Annotated in this window: 17 protein-coding genes and 1 pseudogene; 8 read left to right on the top strand and 10 right to left on the bottom strand. The window is 64.8% G+C overall.

What is annotated here, in order from left to right; translation table 11 throughout:
* The first annotated feature begins 167 nt into the window (after window positions 1–167).
* Window positions 168–2,258 (top strand): EAL domain-containing protein, encoded by a 2,091-nt coding sequence (locus tag NKI73_RS26100; protein ID WP_352633865.1) that lies wholly within the window; start codon window positions 168–170, stop codon window positions 2,256–2,258.
* Between the two features lie 54 nt (window positions 2,259–2,312).
* On the opposite strand, the gene NKI73_RS26095 is transcribed toward NKI73_RS26100, so the two are convergent.
* Window positions 2,313–2,507 (bottom strand): hypothetical protein, encoded by a 195-nt coding sequence (locus NKI73_RS26095; RefSeq protein ID WP_352633863.1) that lies wholly within the window; start codon window positions 2,505–2,507, stop codon window positions 2,313–2,315.
* A gap of 362 nt (window positions 2,508–2,869) precedes the next feature.
* On the opposite strand from NKI73_RS26095, the pseudogene NKI73_RS26090 reads away from it, so the two are divergent.
* Window positions 2,870–3,100, top strand: a pseudogene (locus NKI73_RS26090) (3-keto-5-aminohexanoate cleavage protein); the annotation flags it as partial.
* A gap of 16 nt (window positions 3,101–3,116) precedes the next feature.
* On the opposite strand, the gene NKI73_RS26085 reads toward NKI73_RS26090, so the two are convergent.
* Together NKI73_RS26085 and NKI73_RS26080 are read right to left on the bottom strand one after the other, a co-directional pair.
* A complete protein-coding gene (locus NKI73_RS26085) occupies window positions 3,117–4,634 on the bottom strand; it encodes an AMP-binding protein (protein ID WP_502909609.1) in 1,518 nt (505 codons plus the stop codon).
* 24 nt (window positions 4,635–4,658) lie between these two features.
* Entirely contained in the window at window positions 4,659–5,480 is an 822-nt protein-coding gene (locus tag NKI73_RS26080) for a p-hydroxycinnamoyl CoA hydratase/lyase (protein ID WP_502905621.1), read from the bottom strand.
* A gap of 120 nt (window positions 5,481–5,600) precedes the next feature.
* Between NKI73_RS26080 and NKI73_RS26075 the strand changes: the two genes are divergently transcribed.
* Window positions 5,601–6,074, top strand: coding sequence for a MarR family winged helix-turn-helix transcriptional regulator (locus NKI73_RS26075; protein ID WP_352633856.1), 474 nt, complete (start codon window positions 5,601–5,603; stop codon window positions 6,072–6,074).
* Between the two features lie 37 nt (window positions 6,075–6,111).
* Here NKI73_RS26075 and NKI73_RS26070 read toward each other — a convergent pair whose 3' ends face one another.
* The 3 genes from NKI73_RS26070 to NKI73_RS26060 form a co-directional block, all read right to left on the bottom strand.
* A complete protein-coding gene (locus NKI73_RS26070) occupies window positions 6,112–7,218 on the bottom strand; it encodes a serine hydrolase domain-containing protein (RefSeq protein ID WP_352633854.1) in 1,107 nt (368 codons plus the stop codon).
* Between the two features lie 84 nt (window positions 7,219–7,302).
* Window positions 7,303–8,904 (bottom strand): ABC transporter substrate-binding protein, encoded by a 1,602-nt coding sequence (locus NKI73_RS26065; protein ID WP_352633852.1) that lies wholly within the window; start codon window positions 8,902–8,904, stop codon window positions 7,303–7,305.
* Window positions 8,905–8,958: 54 nt separating this feature from the next.
* Window positions 8,959–10,092 carry an NAD(P)/FAD-dependent oxidoreductase gene (locus tag NKI73_RS26060; protein ID WP_352633850.1) on the bottom strand — a complete coding sequence of 378 codons (1,134 nt, stop codon included), beginning with the start codon at window positions 10,090–10,092 and terminating at the stop codon, window positions 8,959–8,961.
* Window positions 10,093–10,231: 139 nt separating this feature from the next.
* Between NKI73_RS26060 and NKI73_RS26055 the strand changes: the two genes are divergently transcribed.
* Window positions 10,232–10,849 carry a helix-turn-helix domain-containing protein gene (locus NKI73_RS26055; RefSeq protein WP_352633847.1) on the top strand — a complete coding sequence of 206 codons (618 nt, stop codon included), beginning with the start codon at window positions 10,232–10,234 and terminating at the stop codon, window positions 10,847–10,849.
* Window positions 10,850–11,218: 369 nt separating this feature from the next.
* Here the strand turns inward: NKI73_RS26055 and NKI73_RS26050 are convergent, their stop codons facing one another.
* On the bottom strand, window positions 11,219–12,250 hold the full coding sequence (locus tag NKI73_RS26050) for an ornithine cyclodeaminase family protein (protein ID WP_352633845.1): 1,032 nt from the start codon (window positions 12,248–12,250) through the stop codon (window positions 11,219–11,221).
* A 95-nt stretch (window positions 12,251–12,345) separates the two neighbouring features.
* On the opposite strand from NKI73_RS26050, the gene NKI73_RS26045 reads away from it, so the two are divergent.
* Complete coding sequence (locus NKI73_RS26045) at window positions 12,346–12,807, top strand: Lrp/AsnC ligand binding domain-containing protein (protein ID WP_352633843.1); 462 nt, start codon at window positions 12,346–12,348, stop codon at window positions 12,805–12,807.
* On the opposite strand, the gene gcvA is transcribed toward NKI73_RS26045, so the two are convergent.
* Window positions 12,804–13,703 (bottom strand): transcriptional regulator GcvA, encoded by a 900-nt coding sequence (gene gcvA, locus NKI73_RS26040; protein WP_352633841.1) that lies wholly within the window; start codon window positions 13,701–13,703, stop codon window positions 12,804–12,806. The two genes, NKI73_RS26045 and gcvA, sit on opposite strands and share 4 nt — an antisense overlap.
* A 127-nt stretch (window positions 13,704–13,830) precedes the next feature.
* On the opposite strand from gcvA, the gene NKI73_RS26035 reads away from it, so the two are divergent.
* Together NKI73_RS26035 and NKI73_RS26030 are read left to right on the top strand one after the other, a co-directional pair.
* Window positions 13,831–14,535, top strand: coding sequence for an SDR family oxidoreductase (locus NKI73_RS26035; protein WP_352633839.1), 705 nt, complete (start codon window positions 13,831–13,833; stop codon window positions 14,533–14,535).
* A gap of 44 nt (window positions 14,536–14,579) precedes the next feature.
* Complete coding sequence (locus NKI73_RS26030; protein WP_352633837.1) at window positions 14,580–15,638, top strand: Gfo/Idh/MocA family protein; 1,059 nt, start codon at window positions 14,580–14,582, stop codon at window positions 15,636–15,638.
* Between the two features lie 27 nt (window positions 15,639–15,665).
* Here NKI73_RS26030 and NKI73_RS26025 read toward each other — a convergent pair whose 3' ends face one another.
* Window positions 15,666–16,166: an Lrp/AsnC family transcriptional regulator gene (locus tag NKI73_RS26025; protein WP_352633835.1), complete on the bottom strand. Its 501-nt coding sequence runs from the start codon at window positions 16,164–16,166 to the stop codon at window positions 15,666–15,668.
* Window positions 16,167–16,274: 108 nt separating this feature from the next.
* On the opposite strand from NKI73_RS26025, the gene NKI73_RS26020 reads away from it, so the two are divergent.
* Entirely contained in the window at window positions 16,275–16,814 is a 540-nt protein-coding gene (locus NKI73_RS26020; RefSeq protein WP_352633833.1) for an RBBP9/YdeN family alpha/beta hydrolase, read from the top strand.
* A 2-nt stretch (window positions 16,815–16,816) separates the two neighbouring features.
* Here NKI73_RS26020 and NKI73_RS26015 read toward each other — a convergent pair whose 3' ends face one another.
* A complete protein-coding gene (locus tag NKI73_RS26015) occupies window positions 16,817–17,413 on the bottom strand; it encodes a DUF922 domain-containing Zn-dependent protease (protein ID WP_352633831.1) in 597 nt (198 codons plus the stop codon).
* Window positions 17,414–17,448 lie beyond the last annotated feature (35 nt).

Here is a 17,448-nt window from a genome sequence, read left to right as displayed (position 1 = left end):
GGACGATCCGGCGCGGGCAAAACTCCGGTTCTTGCCGGCCAATCGAAAAGCGAGAGGGCAGAGGTGGCAGGTCAGGAGGCACGGAACCGCCTGTCTCAGCCCAAGTAACGCTTTCTTCTCTGGTTTTGCCGCAGATTGCCCCGCAGTGGGGATGAGCGAAACAGACGATGGCTGGTCGGGATAAGAAAAGTCGCAATGGAACGTTCTGGGCCAAGGCCCTGGAACGCGCCCATCTTGGCGTCTGGGACTGGGATCTCCGCACCGGCGACTGCTTCTATTCGGCGACCTGGGCGCGGATGCTGGGCTATGACGAGAGCGAACTGGCCAACACCAGCGACCTGTGGCTGCAGTTGACCCATCCCGACGATCGCGAGCGGGCGCTGGCCAGCGGCGACCGCCACATTGCTGGCCAAACCGATGCCATCGAGACCGAACTCCGGCTGAAGCACAAGCAGGGCCACTGGGTGTGGGTGCTCGATCGCGGCGGCATCGTCGAGCGCGACGCCACCGGAAAACCGCTCAGGCTGATGGGTGTGCAGACAGACATCACCAAGCAGAAGGCGGCCGAAGCCCAGCTCGAGCAGGTCAATGTGCGTTTTCGCCTGGCGCTCGCCGCCAGCGGCACCGGCATCTGGCACTACGATATCGCCACCAACAGGAGCTATTGGGACGCCCGCACCAGGGACATATTCGGCCTCGTTGCCGACACCGACGAGGTGACGGCCGGCCTCTGGCACAGTTATCTGCACCCCGACGACAAGGAGGCCACCGAGCAGGCCCACCTGCCGCCGCCCGGCTCGGACGGTGTCACGGCCTCGCAATACCGTATCATCCGGCGGGACGGCCAGGTCCGGCATGTCGAATCGCTGGTGCGCTTCATCACCGGTGCGGGTGCTGCCGGCCAGATCCTCGGTACGGTGCGCGACATCACCGAGGACAAGGAGCGCGAGCAGGAACTCGCCTATGCCGCCCGCCACGACGCGCTGACCGGCCTGTGGAACCGCTCCGCCTTCGACCGGCTGCTCGCCGACCATATCACGGCGGGTGCGCCGCTGGCGGTGTTCTATGTCGATCTCGACTACTTCAAGGCGCTCAACGACTTTGCCGGCCACGCCGCCGGCGACCTGGCGCTGAAGAGCGTTGCAGCCGGCATTCGCGGCTGCCTGCCGGCGACAGCACACGCGGCGCGGCTGGGCGGCGACGAATTCGCACTGCTGGTGCCACATTGCGATGCCGTACAGGCCGAGAGGATCGCCGCTGCCGTGCTTGGCGCCGTGCGCGAGGCGGATCTCGGCCTGGCCGCGTCGACCCGCAAGCTGGCGGCCTCGATCGGCATCGCCTTCATCGACGATGCCAGCACCACCGTCGCCGACGCGCTCGCCTGCGCCGACGACGCCTGTTACGCGGCTAAGGCTGCCGGACGCAACCGTTTCGCGGTGTTCTCCGCGGCAGCGGAAGCGGGATCGGGCGGGCTGAATGCCGCGCGCGTCGCCGCCGACACCGTCGATGCCATGGAAGACGGACGGTTGAAACTGTTCGGCCAGGAAATCCATCTGCTGGGCCGGCCCTGGCAGGAAAGCCGCCATGTCGAAGTGTTGGCCAGGCTCATCGCACGCAACGGCCGGCTGGTGCCGCCCGGCGAGTTCATTCCGGTGGCCGAGCGCTTTGGTATCGCGTCGCGGCTCGACCGCTGGATCATCCGCACCGCGCTGTCGCGCCATGGCGCCGCCTTGCGCTCGGGCGCGCTGACGCTTGGCTTCAACTTGTCGGCGCAGACGTTGAGCGATCCGCAGCTGTGGGCGTTCGTCGACAGCATCATCGAGGAGACCGGAGCGCCGCATTCGGGCATCGGCTTCGAGATCACCGAAACCGCCGCCGTCACCAATTTCGACGCCGCCGAACAATTCGTTCGCAAGGCGCGTGAGCGGCACTGTCGGGTCAGCCTGGACGATTTCGGCGCCGGCATGAGTTCGTTCGAATATCTCAGGCGCTTCCCCGTCGACACAATCAAGATCGACGGTTCCTTCATCGAGCACATCACGCAAAGTCGCTTCGACCGAGAAATCGTGCTGGCCATCACCAGCATCGCGCGCAGCCTCGGCTGCGACGTAGTCGGCGAGAAGATCGAACGGCAGGAAACGCTGACGATGCTCGGCGACATGGGCGTCGCCTACGGTCAGGGGTTTTTGCTGCACCGGCCGGAGCCGCTGGAGGCGATTGTTTCGCGCGCGACCGAGCCGGCTCGCAAGGCATCGTGATCCCGCTGCGCCGCGTTTCAGGTCAGGCCGGCCCAACCTGAAACGCAACACATCCTAACCGGTTCGCCGCGCCGTCGATCGCGGAAACTCCAGCACGCCAGCCTCGGGTCGCCTATGCTGTGCTTCCGCCACCGCTTCGATCAACAGATCCAAGGCGTCACAGGCTGCGCGGCTCGTCTCGTCATTGCCTTGCAGATAGTGATAGGCACGTTCGAGGTGGATGCGGGCGGCTGAAAAATCGCTGGTCAATGGTCCCTCCATGATCCCGCCCTAATTTGCATCTTGCCGGGCCTGGCGGAACGCGAAGTAAATATCCACAGGTGGCTTTTATTCAAATGCCACAGAAGGAGGGCGCGGCGGTGATGCTGCGATCTCCCCCCTCGTGGGGGAGATGTCCGGCAGGACAGAGGGGGGCGCTGTCCCGCTGACCCGAGTAGTCAAATCTTTTCTTTGACCTGCCTCGCAGTAGGTAGCAGTTATGAAGTTAGATCAGAGGGGCTGGCGATCCGTCACGCCCCCCTCTGCCCTGCCGGGCATCTCCCCCACGAGGGGGGAGATTGGCAGTTCTACCGCCGCGCGATTAGATTGCCGCTTCCCTTGTCCGAGGTGAGGCGCACGGCATCGCCGCCGTGCTCGAACGCGCCGGGGTGCGGCGGCCGATCCTGCTGCACGGCGCCGACGTCACCGTCTGGCCGTTCGTCGGGCTTGCGCATCGCAAGCGCTGGTCGACGCGGGTCGGGCTGGAAGACGGCAAGACGCTCGCCGACGGAACTGTGGCGCAGGACAATGCGGAAATCGTCGCTGCTGCCGTAGCAATTTTTCGCGGTGCGCCCGCGGGCTGAGCAGCGGAGAGGCGCCTCAGGTCTGCCCGGCCGGTGCTGTCCAGCTGCGCAAAATGTGTTTCTGGATCTTGCCGGATGCGGTGCGCGGCAGTGCATCGGTGAGCAGGAATTCCTTCGGCACCTTGTAGCGGGCGATGCGCTCGCCGCAGTAGCTTGCCAGATCACCCGGATCGAGAACGCAACCTGACTTCAGCACGACAAAGGCGCGCCCGACTTCGCCCCAGCGCTCGTCGGCGATGCCGATTACTGCTGCTTCGGTGATGTCGGGATGGTCGAGCAGCGCCATTTCGATTTCGACCGGATAGACGTTCTCACCCCCGGAGATGAACATGTCCTTGAGGCGGTCGACGAGGGTGACGAAACCTTCCTCATCGCGCCTGGCAATGTCGCCGGTGCGGAACCAGCCGTCGGCGGTGAAGGCGCGGGCAGTCTCTTCCGGCCGGTTCCAGTAGCCCGGCGTGATGCTGGGGCCGGACAGCCATATCTCGCCTGGCTCGTCGGTGGCGACGTCGCGGCCATCGCCATCGACGATGCGCAGGCCGATCATCGGAGCCGGCAGACCGGCCGAGCCCGGCTTGCCTGTGATCCGGTCGGCCTCGACCGGCATGCCGAGCACGGTGCCGGCCTCGGTCATGCCGAAACCATCGGCCATGCGTACGCCTTGTGCCAGCCACCAGAGGATGTCGGCAGCAGGATTGGGCGCGCCGCCGGTGAAGATAGCAGTGAGCGAGGTCCAGTGCGCAGGCGCGAAATCGGGATGGTCGCGCAGCATCCTGGCCATCTGCGGCACGCAGAAATAATGGGTGATGCCAAGCGCAGGATCGGCGAGGCGGCGGTTGGTAACGCCGGCGTCGAAGCCGGACGAGATCAGCACCGTGCCGCCCTGCAACAGCGGTGGACGCAGGCTGGTGATGAGGCCGATGACATGGAACATCGGCGCGTCGCAGAGGAAGACGCTGGCATTGCCGACCCGCCCCAGCACGCCGAAATTGACCGCGGTGGCGAAGGCGTTGGCCTCGGTGATAACAACCCCTTTCGGCCGGCCTGATGTGCCCGACGTGTAGAGGATGATCGATGGCGCATCGCTGGCCGGCAACGGACGGCGCGCTGCCGGCACCTGCGCCTCGACCGCCGCCGCGAAGGCAGTGACTTCGATTGGCGTGCGGCCCGTGGGCAGCACCGTTTCAAGGACGGTGTCATGCAGCAGCAGGACCGGATCGCAATCGGCCAGGATCGCCTGCCGTTCGGCACTGGCGAGCCGCCAGCTGAGCGGCACGAAGATGGCGCCGAGCCGCATCGCTGCCTGCTGCAGGATGAGGAGGTCGGCGCTGTTGCGCGCAAGCGTGGCGATCCGTTGTCCCTGTTCGATATCATAGCCGGTTTCGAGGACCCGGACGGCGCGCTGGATGGTCTCGTCGAGAGCGGCGTAGGTCCAGCGCCGGCCGGTTGCCAGATCAACGCAGGCAATACGATCCGGCTGCGTCCCGGCGTGCAGGGCCACGGGATCTGGCGTCGTCCAGGCCGGCATTCGCATCTCCTCCCAGATTGCGTCGGTGGGTTATCGCGCCTTGTCGTAGGCGCCGAGACCCGGCTTGTAGCTCTTTTCGTCGATAAACTGGCGGATGCCTTCCTTGCGGCCGTCATTGTCGTGGGAATTGGCCGCCTCCTGTGCCCGCACCAGATAATCCTCGGCATTGTCGTAGGTCATCTCGGCGACGCGGCGGATGGCGTCCTTGGTTGCCTTCAGGGCAATCGGGTTCTTCTTCAGCAGCACATTCGCAACCTCGGTGACGCGCGCCTTGAGATCGGCCAGCGGCAGGCTTTCGTTGACCAGCTTCCAGGCGGCGGCCTTCCTGCCGTCGATGAGCTCGCCGGTCAGCGCGTGGTACATGGCGTCGCGCATCGACAAGAGGTCGACCACCACCTTGGTCGCGCCGCCGCCGGGCAGGATGCCCCAGTTGATCTCCGACAGAGCGAACTGCGCCTCGTCGGCGGCGAAGGCGAGGTCGCAGGCGAAGAGGGGGCCATAGCCGCCGCCGAAACACCAGCCATTGACCATGGCAATGGTCGGCTTGCCGTACCAGCGCAAGCGCCGCCACCACCCATAAGCTTCGGACTGCGCCTTGCGGATGGCCCCAAGCCCCTTGGCTTCGGTCTCGCGAAAATACTCCTTGAGGTCCATGCCCGCCGACCAGGCGCTGCCTTCGCCGGACAGAACCAGCACGCCGACGTCGTCGCGGAATTCAAGCTCGTCGAGAACCTCCATCATTTGCCGGTTGAGCGCCGGGTTCATGCAGTTGCGCTTGTCCGGCCGGTTGAAGCGCACCCAGGCGATGCCGTTCTCGACGTCGAAGGCAACGGTCTCTTCGGTCATGGTCATGTCCTCCCATTCCGCCTTTAATATTAGTAGAAATTGCTATGCTGCATAGCTATCGTGTTTGCTATGTCGCATAGTCTTTTTCGCTTGACAAGGTCTTTGATCGCGGTGATCGCTTGCAGCATGGACGATAAAAAGGTTCACACCAGCCGCAGCGCGCCAGGCGCTATGGCCGAAGACGCACTCGATGCGCAGATCGGCTACAATCTCAGGCGCGCCTCGGCCTTTGCCTTGAATGATTTCGCGGTCGAACTGACTGACGCGGCGCTGCGTCCGGTCACCTATGCCATGCTGGCGCTGATCGACGAGAAGCCCGGCATCCGCGCCGCAGAACTGTGTCGGCTGCTCGGCATGAAGAGCGCCAACATGGCGCCGTTGCTCGCTGAACTGGAAGAACGCGGACTGGTCGAACGCGACGACCATGCGGGGGACAAACGCGTGCAGGTGCTTGCCCTGACGAAGGCCGCCAGAGCGGCCATGCCCGGATGGCGGCAACAGGTTCGCCGGCACGAGGACCGGTTCCTGCACAGGCTGACGAAAAAGGAGCGGGCAACGCTGCTGCGGTTGCTACGCCTGATCTGGACGGACGACGACTGAGGGGGGGCTGCCTCAGCGGTGCGGGATAGTCACTGCGTTATCTCTCACCCAGAACAATCCGGATCGCCTCGTCCACCACCGGGTGCAGCCCACTCGCCTGAAAGGACAGGCGGTTGCCGGAGCCGACATTGCTGGTCATGGCGATGGTCAGGCTTGAGAGCGGGTCATGCAGCATGACGGCGACGTAGCCGGGGATGCTGCCCTGATGGCCGTAGAAGGCGCGGTCGGCGTAGGCGCTCTGGAACATGCCGGCACCGGTCTCGCGCATGCGGGTGCCGGGGAAGCTTGCCGGCACGCGATGTTCGAACATCTCGGCGAAGAAAGGCTGCGACAGCAGTTTTCCGGAAAACAGGCCGCGCATGAAAGCCACCATGTCCGAGGGTGTCGACACCATGTCGCCGCAGCCATAGGCGGCGCCGAACGGGAAGGAATCGGAAGAATCCTGCAATTCGTCGGAGTAGGGCAGAACGCCGTCCATGCGCCACATCTCGCCGCCCGAGGCGATGTCGGTGGGTGCATTCGCCGGCGGCGGCGGCCGGTGGTAATAGCCGCGCACCATCGATTTTTCCGGGAAGGCTTCGGTGGCCGGCGACCAGGTGTTCTTCAGGCCGAGCGGCTGCAGCACGGCGCTCCTGACATAGCCGCCCAGCGACTGGCCGGAGGCGGCCTCGATCACCATGCCGGCCAGCACATAACCGGTGTTGTTGTAAACGGCAGGTCCGTCAGGCGCTTTCTGCTTGTCGGAGGCGAAGGCGATGTCGACCAGTTGCTGCGGCGTCCACTGCCGGCTCGGGTCCATCGGAATGTAATATTCGAACTCCGGCAGGCCGCTGCGGTGGTTGATCAGCTGTCGCACCGAAATGTCGTTGGCGCCGGGCAGATCCGGGAACCAGGAAGAGATCGGCGCGCCGAGATCGAGCTTGCCGTCCTGGGCGAGTTTGACCAAAGCGGCGGCAACGAAGGTCTTGGTGCAGCTGCCGATCTTGAACAACCGGTCGGGCAGGATGGAAACGCCGTGCTCCCGGTCGGCCAGGCCTGCGGTTACGGCGGTCGGTGCGGCGCCGTTCAGGGCGTATGCCAGCGAGGCGCCCACCGCGCCGTCCGCGAGATAGGCATTGAGGAGGGCGTTCAGGTCTTTACGCATGGATTCTGCTTTCGCCGCTAAACTGCTGGTTTCATACATGTCGGTGCGCCCTCGGGCCGAGCCCGAGGGCAGGGTCGCCAAGCTTCACTCAGCCATGTCGACCGCGGCAAAATTCTGCCGGCCAAACGGATCGAGCACGTAGTTGAGCACGCTCTTGCGGATCGGGATCGCCACCACCGAATGCGCGATCGGCGCCACCGGTACCTCGACCTTCAGGATCGCCTGCGCCCTGGCGTAGATGTCGGCGCGCTGCTTGGGATCGGCGGCGACGCGGCCTTCCTGCAGCAGCTTCTCGAAGGCCTGATCGCACCAGCGTGAGCGGTTGGAGCCGCCCTTCACGCCGTCGCAGGAGAGCAAATAACTCAGCATGTTGTCGGGGTCGCCATTGTCGCTGCTGCCGCCGAGCAGGTAGGCGTCCTGTTCGCCCGCGGCGGTGCGCTTGAGATACTCGCCCCATTCGAAGCTGACGATCTCGGCCTTGACGCCGACTTTCGCCCAGTCGGCCTGGATCATCTCGGCCATGCGCTTGGCATTGGGGTTGTAGGGGCGCGACACCGGCATCGCCCACAGGCTGATTTTCAGGTCGCTTTCGTGGCCGGCGTCCTTCAGCAGCTTCTTCGCGCCGTCCGGATCATAGTCGATGCCGGCGTCGGTGACGGCGCCGATCTGCGCCGGCGGCACGACGCTGCCGGCCACCGTGCCGGCGCCGGCATAGACGGCATCGACGATCGCCTTGCGGTCGACGGCCTTGGCCAGCGCCATGCGCACGCGGACATCGCCGAGCGGCTGGTGCTCGACATTGAAGCCGAGGATGCCGATGTTCTGGCCCTTGAGGTCGAGCACGGTGATGTCGGGATCGGTGCGTAGATCGGCGACGGCGCTTGGCGGAGGCGGTGCGGCGACCTGGCACTCATTGGCCTTGAGGCGCTCGACGCGGGTGGTCGGCTCGGGCGTGACGGCGAAGACCAGCGTGTCGATCTTCGGCGCGCCGCGCCAGTAATCCTTGTTGGCGGCGTAGCGGATCTGGCTGTCGGGGACATAGGCTTGCAGCACGAACGGGCCGGTGCCGACGGGTTCAGAATCGATCAGTTCCGGCGTGCCGGCAGCGACCATCTTTTCGGTCTGTTCCAGCGACAGGATGGAGAGATAGTCGAGCGCGATGCCGGGCAGGAAGGTGACGTTGGCCGCCGTCAGAGTGAAGCGCACCGTGTGGTCGTCGACCTTGTCTATCTTGTCGATGAGCGTGCCCATGCCCAGCGCATTAAAGTACTCGTACGCGCCGCCGCCGAGCTTGTGGTAGGGATTGTTGGCGTCGCGCTGGCGATTGAACGTGTAGAGCACGTCGTCGGCGTTGAAATCGCGCGAGGGCGTGAAATGGTCGTTTGACTGGAATTTCACGCCGTGGCGCAGGTGGAACGTGTAGGTTTTGCCGTCGGCTGAGACCTCCCAGCTTTCGGCCAGCGCCGGCCCGACTTCCGTGGAACCCGGCTTGAACTCGACCAGCCTGTTGAAGATCGTCTTGGCGGCGGCATCCATGGTGGAATCGGCGGTGCCGATCGCCGGATTGAAGGTCTCGGGATTGGCTTCCGAGCAATAGACCAGGGTTTTGGCGTAGGCCTGCCCGCCGAGAAGGACGGATGAGGCCAGCAGGGACGAGGTAAGCACTGCGCGCAGAACGGATTTCATCGCAAACGCTCCTGATGACACTTTACGGGTTGAGGAAGGGAAGGTCGGTGGACTTCATGGCGTCGCCGCCGGGGTGATGAAACGGTCGGGCGCCAGCGCCGCCGTGCTGACGCCGCGTGCCGCGAGATCGTCGGGCAGGGGCTGGCCGCGCAGCAGCGCCGAGCCCAGCCGCGCCAGCGTCAGCGAGACCTGGAAACCGTAGCCACCCTGGCCGCCGAGCCAGAAGAAACCGGGCAGGCGCGGGTCGAAGCCGACGACCGGACTGCGGTCGGGTGAAAAGGTGCGGAGGCCGGCCCAGGGCGTCGAGGGACGGCCGATGCGCAGTGATGTCGCCCGCTCGATGCGGTCGACGGCGATGGCGACGTCGATGTCTTCCGGCCAGGCGTCGCAGGGTTCGGAATCGGTTTCGTCGGCCAGCGAGCCGATCAGCCTGCCGGCGTCCGGCTTGAAGTAGAACTGTTCGTGCAGGTCGACCACCAGCGGCCAGTTGGCTATGTCCGTGCCAGCGGGCGGATCGAACAGGAAGGCGGTACGGCGCTTCGGCCGGAAGCCGAGGCCGGGAAGGCCGGCCAGCCCCGCGACGACATCGACCCAGGCGCCGGCGGCGTTGACGACGATGTCTGCCTGATAGGCGCCGGCATTGGTGGCGACGCGGAAGCCGGCCGCCGTGCGAGTGATCTCGCGAACCGCTTCGCCGGTGCGAATAATACCGCCGCCCGCCTTCACCACCGAGGCTGAGGCCGCCAGCATTTTTGCCGTGTCGACATCGAGCGCGCCGGGTTCATGCACGCCGCCGCAGGTTGTTTCGGTGGCGATGACCGGCACCAGCGCGTTGACTTGCGCCGCCGACAGGCGCCGCACACTCGGCACCAGCGCCTGCATCTCGGTCGCCATGCGGTCGACCGCTGCACTGTCCTGGACACCGCCGACATGCAGCGCGCCGCGCCGGTGCGCGGCAAAGCCGCCATCGACGATCGCTTGCCGGCTGGCCAGCGACAACGCCCGCACCAGCGCGTTGCCGTAGGTTTCGGAAAACAGCGCCGCCGAGCGGCCGCTGGCGTGGTAGCCGAGATGCGGCTCGCGCTCGAGCTCGGTGACCTCGGCCCAGGGCTGCACGGCCGCCGCCAGCGAGAGGCCGGCGATACCGCCGCCGATGATGACGATTTTCTGGGAGGACTTCGACTGCATTCGATAGGCGTAGAAATAATTTCGTATCCAGTCAATATTTAGCGTATAAGAAAATTGTTAGCGTTGTTGATAGCGGCAGGGAGTTGAACTACGTAGGGTAGATCAGCGGCGAGAGCGAAGCCGCGCCATGGAGTTGACGATGTCGGAGCAACCCAACCTCGGTGATTGCCTGCGCGGCCTCAGGAAAACGCATGGCTGGACCTTGCAGGAGGTCAGCACGCTGACCGGGGTCGCGGTGTCGACGCTGTCCAAGGTCGAGAACGACCAGATGTCGCTGAGCTACGACAAGCTGCTGCAGATCTGCGAGGGGCTGGGCATCCATGTCACCGAGCTGCTCAGCGGCGACCGCAAGCAGCCGTCGGCGCGCACGCGGCGATCGGTGACCTCGCAGTCCAACACGCTGCGCCAGCTGACCCGCAACTACGACTACCGCTATCTGGCCACCGATCTGGTGCGCAAGCGCATGGTGCCGATCCACGCCTATGCGCGCGCCCGCACGCCGCAGGAATTCGGCCCGCTGACCAGGCATGCCGGCGAGGAATTCCTGATCGTGCTCAAGGGCGAGATCGAACTCCATACCGACCAGTACGCGCCGGTGCGTCTGAAAGAGGGCGAAAGCGTCTACATCGATTCCACCATGGGCCACGCCTATTTGTCTGTCGGCGAGGGCGACGCCGAGATGCTGTGCGTCTGCTCCGGCGACGAGCCTGATATGGAAGGCACGCTGCTGAGTGTGCTGGAGACGGTGGAGGGGTAGGGCGGGCAGGCCCTAACATTCCCGATATTTGCGCCGCCCCTCATCTGGCTGCCGCCATCTTCACCCCGTGAACGGCAGGGCTATCGCATATGGAATTCCTGAGATGTCTGCCCGGCACGGACCCCCACCCCTAACCCCTCCCCACAAGGGGGAGGGGGACTTCCGTTGGCGCTGACCAGGAGAATCGCCTGTCTTTTCGGCGCCAAGAAGAATTAAAGGCACGCGGCAGCGTTCCCTCCCCCTTGTGGGGAGGGTTAGGGTGGGGGTCCGTCTTCGCAAGAATCCGTATGCGATTCCCCCTGCCGTGAACGGGGAGAAGGGAGCTCTTATCGACGGGGCGGCGCTGGCTTCAACAATTGAGCGGCCCCACTACAGCGCAATAACCCGCCCCACTCCTCGCCGTACCGCTTCGCGGTAGGCCAGGTCGGCCGCCACCATGTCCTCCATGGCGACACCCATGGCCTTGTAGACCGTGATCTGATCGGCGCTGACGCGTCCCGGCCGCAGCCCGAGCAGCATGTCGCCGAGTTCGATTCCAGTTTCAGGATCGAGGCCAGCGAGTTCGCAAGAGCCGACCGGCGTTGGGGCAAAGGCCTCCCTGGTCTCGACGAACAGGCTGGCCCTGCCGATAAGCTCGACCGGCAGTTCGCCGCCGGGCGGGGCGACACCGACCGAGGAGACATGGGTGCCGGGCCGTACCCAGTCGGCCGAGATCACCGGTTCGTAGGAATGCGTTGCCAAGCAGACAACATCCGACGAGCGCACCGCGGCCTCGATATCGCTGACGGCGACGACCCCGGGATGCTGCGCGGCAAGCGCCTCGGCATCCGAAAATTCCTTCGAGACGACGCGGATTTCGGCAAAGTCGCGCACCAGCGGCAGAAGATTGAGATGCTGGCCAGCCTGCACGCCGGCCCCCACCACAGTCGCGACCTTGGCGTTGCGCCGGGCGAGTTCGCGCACCGAAAGTACGGCCGAGCCGGAGGTGCGCACGGCGGTGATATAGGTGCCGTCCATGACGCAGACCGGCATGCCGGTATCCGGGTCGAACAGATGGATCGTGGCGAGGTGGCTGGGAATGCCTCTGGCGATGTTGCCCTCGAACACGTTGACGATCTTCACCGTCAGATGCATGCCCGCCGTCCAGGCCGGCATGGCCAGCGAATAGCCGGCCTGCGGAATGTCGAGCTGCGGCCGCGCCGGGCTGGCCACCTTGCCGCCGGACAGTGCCTTGAAGCCGCCGGCCAGAGCGTCGAGAAGCTGGCGCAGATCGATGCAGGTTTTCACCTCGGCCTCGCTCAGGATGAGCACCGACGTGTCGCCCTTGGCTTGGGCGCTGCGGGAAATCGACAGGGCTGATGTCATGGTCTTGCCTTGATCGGGGGTTGCGTTGCCCGTCAACGGTATTGCCACCTGACAGCGTGATGAAAGATGTTGTTTTTGCGATTTTGGCGTGATTATCACGCTTCTCTTGGCTCAAAGGCGTGAATCCTAAAATGGACGATCTCGACCGTATCGACCGCTCGCTGCTGCGCTTGCTACAGGAGGATGGGCGCCGTACGACGCTCGATCTGGCGCGGCGGGTCGGCCTCTCGCCGACCGGGGCGGCGCAGCGCGTCAAGCGGCTGTTCGCCGAAGGTTTCATCCGCGCGGTGCGGGCCGTTCTCGACCCGGCCCGGATCGGGCAGGCACAGCTCGTCTTCATCGAGGTGCGGCTCGACCACACGGCGCCGCATGTCTTCGACCGCTTCGCCGAGGCGGTGTTGCAGGCGCCGGAGATCATCGAGTGCCATATGGTGGTCGGTGGCTTCGACTATCTGGTCAAGGCGCGCATCGCCGACATGGCGATGTTCCAGGATTTTTTGCAGCGGGTCATCCTGCCGCTGCCCGGGGTGCGGGAAACGCACACCTACGCCTCGATCGCCAATGTGAAGCCCGACGCCTTGCTGCCGATCTAGACCGGCGGCCGTTCCCCCGCATCCAGCAGCCACTGCCGCACGGCTTGCGTCGGCTCGGGGTGTCGCTGCTTTCTTGGCATCACGACATAAAAATCCTGCGTGCCGCGCATTTCACCGCTGACGGGCTGGACCAGCCGGCCGGCGGCGAGGTCGGCGGCGACAAGGAAGCGGCTGGCCAGTGCTATGCCCTGGCCGGCGATGGCCGCGTCGATGGCGAGGCTCGTCTGGTTGAAGCGCATGCGTTTCAGCTCCGTCGTCATCTTTAGGCCCACCGCCTTTTCCATGAATTCCGGCCACAGATTGTGGGCGTCGTGCAGCAGGACGTGATGCTGGATTTCTGCGGCCGCGATCCCGACCGTGCCGGCCGGAAGCAGGGCAGGGCTGCAGACGGCGATGATCTGTTGGGGAAACAACAGGTCGACGATGAGGCCGGCGCCGAAGGGCGGGCGGCCCTGGCGCACCGCGATGTCGACGCCATCGGCCTGAAAGCTCGACAGGCTCTCGCTGGCCAGAACGCGCAGGTCGACCAGCGGATTGTGCGTCACAAAATCCTGCAGCCTGGGGATCAGCCATTTGGTGGCGAAGCTTGGCGTCACGCTGATCGTCAGCCGCGCCGGTTCGGGACGAAGCAGCAGTGTCGCTTCCGAGATCAGGTCGAAGGCGCGGCGGATGTTCGGCACATAAGCGCGGCCCTCATCGGTCAGCGCCAGGCCGCGCGGCAGCCGCTCGAACAGTTTTGTGCCGAGGTCCGCCTCCAGCCCGCGGATGTGCTGGGCCACCGCCCCTTGGGTGACGTTGAGTTCCTCGGCCGCGATGCGGAAGTTGAGATGGCGCGCCGAGGCTTCGAAGGCGCGCAGCGCATTCAACGGCGGCAGGCTGAGGAAGGCTTCGGGCATGCAGGAGTTTTTCTACAGGTTGATTTCAGGCATTCTGGTTCGAACCGATGCGGAAAACCAGCTATATCAACGCTCAATTCCCGAAAACACCGTTTGCGGTGCCTGACAACCCGAGAAGGAAAATCCAATGAGTGTAGAAAAAGTGGCTGTTGTCGTGGCCGGCGGCAGCGGCATGGGTGCTGCGGCGGCGAAGCGGCTGGCGGCGGACGGCTTCAAGGTCGCCATCCTGTCTTCCTCCGGCAAGGGCGAGGCACTGGCCAAGGAACTTGGCGGGCTCGGCGTCACCGGCTCCAATCAGTCGAACGACGATCTGCAGCGCCTGGTCGACCTAACGCTCGAGCGCTATGGCCGCATCGACGTGCTGGTCAACAGCGGCGGCCACGGGCCGCGCGCGCCGATCCTGGAGATCACCGACGAGCAGTGGCACACCGGCATGGACGTCTATCTCTTGAACGTCATCCGGCCGGTGCGCATCGTGGCGCCGCAGATGGTCAAGCAGAAGGGTGGCGCTATCATCAACATCTCGACGGCCTGGGTGGTCGAGCCGAGCCCGATGTTCCCGACTTCGGCTGTGTTCCGCGCCGGCCTTGCCGCCTACACCAAAATCTTCGCCAACACCTATGCATCAGAGAATGTGCGCATGAACAATGTGCTGCCCGGCTGGATCGACAGCCTGCCGGCCACCGAAGAGCGCCGTGACAGCGTGCCGATGCAGCGCTACGGAACTTCCGAAGAGATCGCCGCGACCATCGCCTTCCTGGCGTCCGAAGGCGCCGGCTACATCACCGGCCAGAACATCCGGGTCGACGGCGGCATCATCCGCGCTATTTGAGGGCGTCGATCGGACGGGGGGCCGATATCTCCAAGGAGCAATAAATGCGGCTTTTGATACTCGGCACCGGCTGGATGGCGCAGGAACATGCACGGCGCTTCAGCGCCATCGAGGGCGTCGACATTGTCGCCGCCGTCGATGTCGATCGGGGGCGCGTCGGCGACTTCGCCGACAGCTTCAACATTCCCAACCGCTTCACCTCGCTGGAGGAGGCGCTGACGTGGGGCGCCTTCGACGCGGTGGCCAATGTCACGCCGGACCGCATCCATCACCCGACCACCATGATGTTGATCGCCGCCGGCAAGCCGGTGCTGTGCGAGAAGCCGCTGGCCGAAAATTTTAGCAAGGCCACCGAGATGGCCGACGCCGCCGAGGCCGCCGGCATCGTCAACATGGTGAACCTGACCTATCGCAATGTCGCCGCACTCCAGAGGGCCCGGCAGATGGTGCAGGCGGGCGAGATCGGCACGGTCAGGCACGTCGAGGCGTCCTATCTGCAAAGCTGGCTGGTGTCGAAATTCTGGGGCGACTGGCGCACCGATCCAAAATGGCTGTGGCGCCTGTCGCGCGGCCACGGTTCGAACGGCGTGCTCGGCGATGTCGGCATCCACATCCTCGATTTCGCCAGCTATGGTGCCTCGCTCGACATCGACCATGTCTTCTGCCGGCTGCGCAGCTTCGACAAGGCACCCGGCAACCGCATCGGCGACTACGGGCTCGACGCCAATGACAGCTTCGCCATGACACTGGATTTTTCCAATGGCGCTTTCGGCGTGGTGCATGCCAGCCGGTGGGCGACCGGCCATCTCAACGAGCTGCGGTTGCGAATCTATGGCGAAAAGGGCGGCATTGAGGTGGTGCACAATCTCGACGGCTCGGCGCTCAAGGTCTGCGTCGGCGACAATGTCGAGAACGCCATATGGGAAGAGGTCGACGCCGGCACGGTGGCGACCAACTACCAGCGTTTCGTCGATGCGGTGCGAACCGGCGTGCAGGCCGAACCGTCATTCCATCATGCGGCCGAATTGCAGAAGGTGCTGGATCTGGCTGTCGTCTCGGACGAGAAGCGTGCGGAGCTGAGGGCGAGCGCGGATACGCATTGAGGGAAAATAGCCAGCCGCCAGAGGCGGTCAGGAGTGCGGTGGCGCCTGATCTAGCCGCGCGCGTCTGATCAGTGCGCGGCCGATCGGTTTCGGCGTCTCGCTGCGCAGCACCAGCGCTGTCGTGACCGAACCGTGACGCGCCACCGCGTCGACGATGGTTTCGAGCTGCGCCGGCGAGGGAACGAGGACCTTGAGAATGAAGCAATCCTCGCCGGTCAGCCGGTGCACCTCGGTGATCTCAGGCATCTCGGCGAACTGCTTCAGACAGGGGCGGATGTGCTCATGCGTGGTGCGCACCCGTATGATGGCCATCATGCCGAGGCCAAGGGCCGTCGGATCGATCACCGCGGTGTAGCCGGCAATGACGCCACGCTCCTCCAATCGTTTCACCCGCTCGGAAGTCGCCGGCTGTGACAGGCCGACCCGGCGGCCAAGCTCGGACATGCCGATGCGGCCGTTCTCCTGCATCGCTTCGAGAATGGCAATGTCGGTCGGATCGAACGCTGCGCGCTCATCGCTGTTTTTCATGGTCACCTTGAATCCATCGGAAATGCCCGGGCTTCCCCGATGGTTTCGTATTTCCGTTGCCGGAGCAAGGCGTCAGAATGCCCGCTCGATCGATAGGAGCAAGGCGACATGACGCACTTCATTATCCTGCCCGGCAGCGGTGGTTCCGGTCCGGCGCATTGGCAATCGCGCTGGGAAGATGCCAATCCGGCGATGCGGCGTTTCCAGCCGTCAAGCTGGGACCTTCCCGATTTCACCGACTGGCTGGCGGCGCTGGAGCGGGCGGTGAGCGAGGCGCCCGAGCCGCCGGTGCTGGTCGCGCACAGCCTGTCCTGCCTGCTGATCGCCCATTGGCAGAAGATCTCGCGGCGGCCGGCCAAGGCGGCCCTGTTGGTCGGCGTTCCCGACCCGACGTCCGCCGTCTTCCCTGGATATGGCATGGCTTTCGCCGAAATTCCGCAAGGGCGATTGCGCTTTGCCTCGCTGGTGGTAGCCAGCACAAACGATCCGTATGGCTCGCCGGAGTATGCAGAGGCGAGGGCGACGCAATGGGGCAGCCGCCTTGCCGTCATCGGCCCTGCCGGCCACATCAATGCCGAGAGCGGATTGGGAGACTGGCCGGAAGGCCTCGATCTTCTCGAAGGGCTCGTTTCCGAGGCCCAGGGGTAGCGTCAGCCGCCATTCACCAAAGCAAGAATGAGTTTTTGCAGATTGCCGCCCTGGCCGAGTTCGACGCGGTCGAAATCGCGGCTAGCTTGCCGCTGCGCCTGTGACAGCTCGGACAAGCGCCTGGTCATCTCGGTGCGGATCTTGCTGCATTTGGCATCGTCGGCAACGCTGAGGCCGACGGTCGCCGTCTCGATCTTGCGCACCATGTCGATGATATCGGCGCCGTGCACCTTCTCGTGGGCGCTGACGCCGGCGATGAAAATCTCCCAGTTCCTCTGGATGGCCGGCGGCAGCGGCGCCGAAGGGCTTGGCAATGTGTAGGTGATGATGAGCTTCGGCCGCGCCGTCGCCAGCACGCAGGCGCCGGCCCGCGCCTGATAGTCCCGGGTCCAGGTCAGCTTGAAATTGGTGTGGGCAATGGCGCGGGTGATGCCGAGCTTCGGACCGTTTTCGCCGATCGAGCGATAGAGTTCCGGCCCGGACTGGCCCGATATGGCGTAGGTCTCGACCTTCTCGACAGGCTTCCAATCGGCATGGGCGGCGAGCGGCAAGGCTACAAGCGCGGCGATCGACAGACACAGACGAACACAGGCTTTCAATGCCACTCTCCGCGAAATCAGGACCGGCGCCGAAC

It is taken from the genome of Mesorhizobium sp. M0496, assembly GCF_040321205.1.
Lineage (GTDB): Bacteria > Pseudomonadota > Alphaproteobacteria > Rhizobiales > Rhizobiaceae > Mesorhizobium.
Note: the sequence above shows the minus strand (reverse complement) of the source record. Positions and strands in the feature narration are given on the sequence as shown.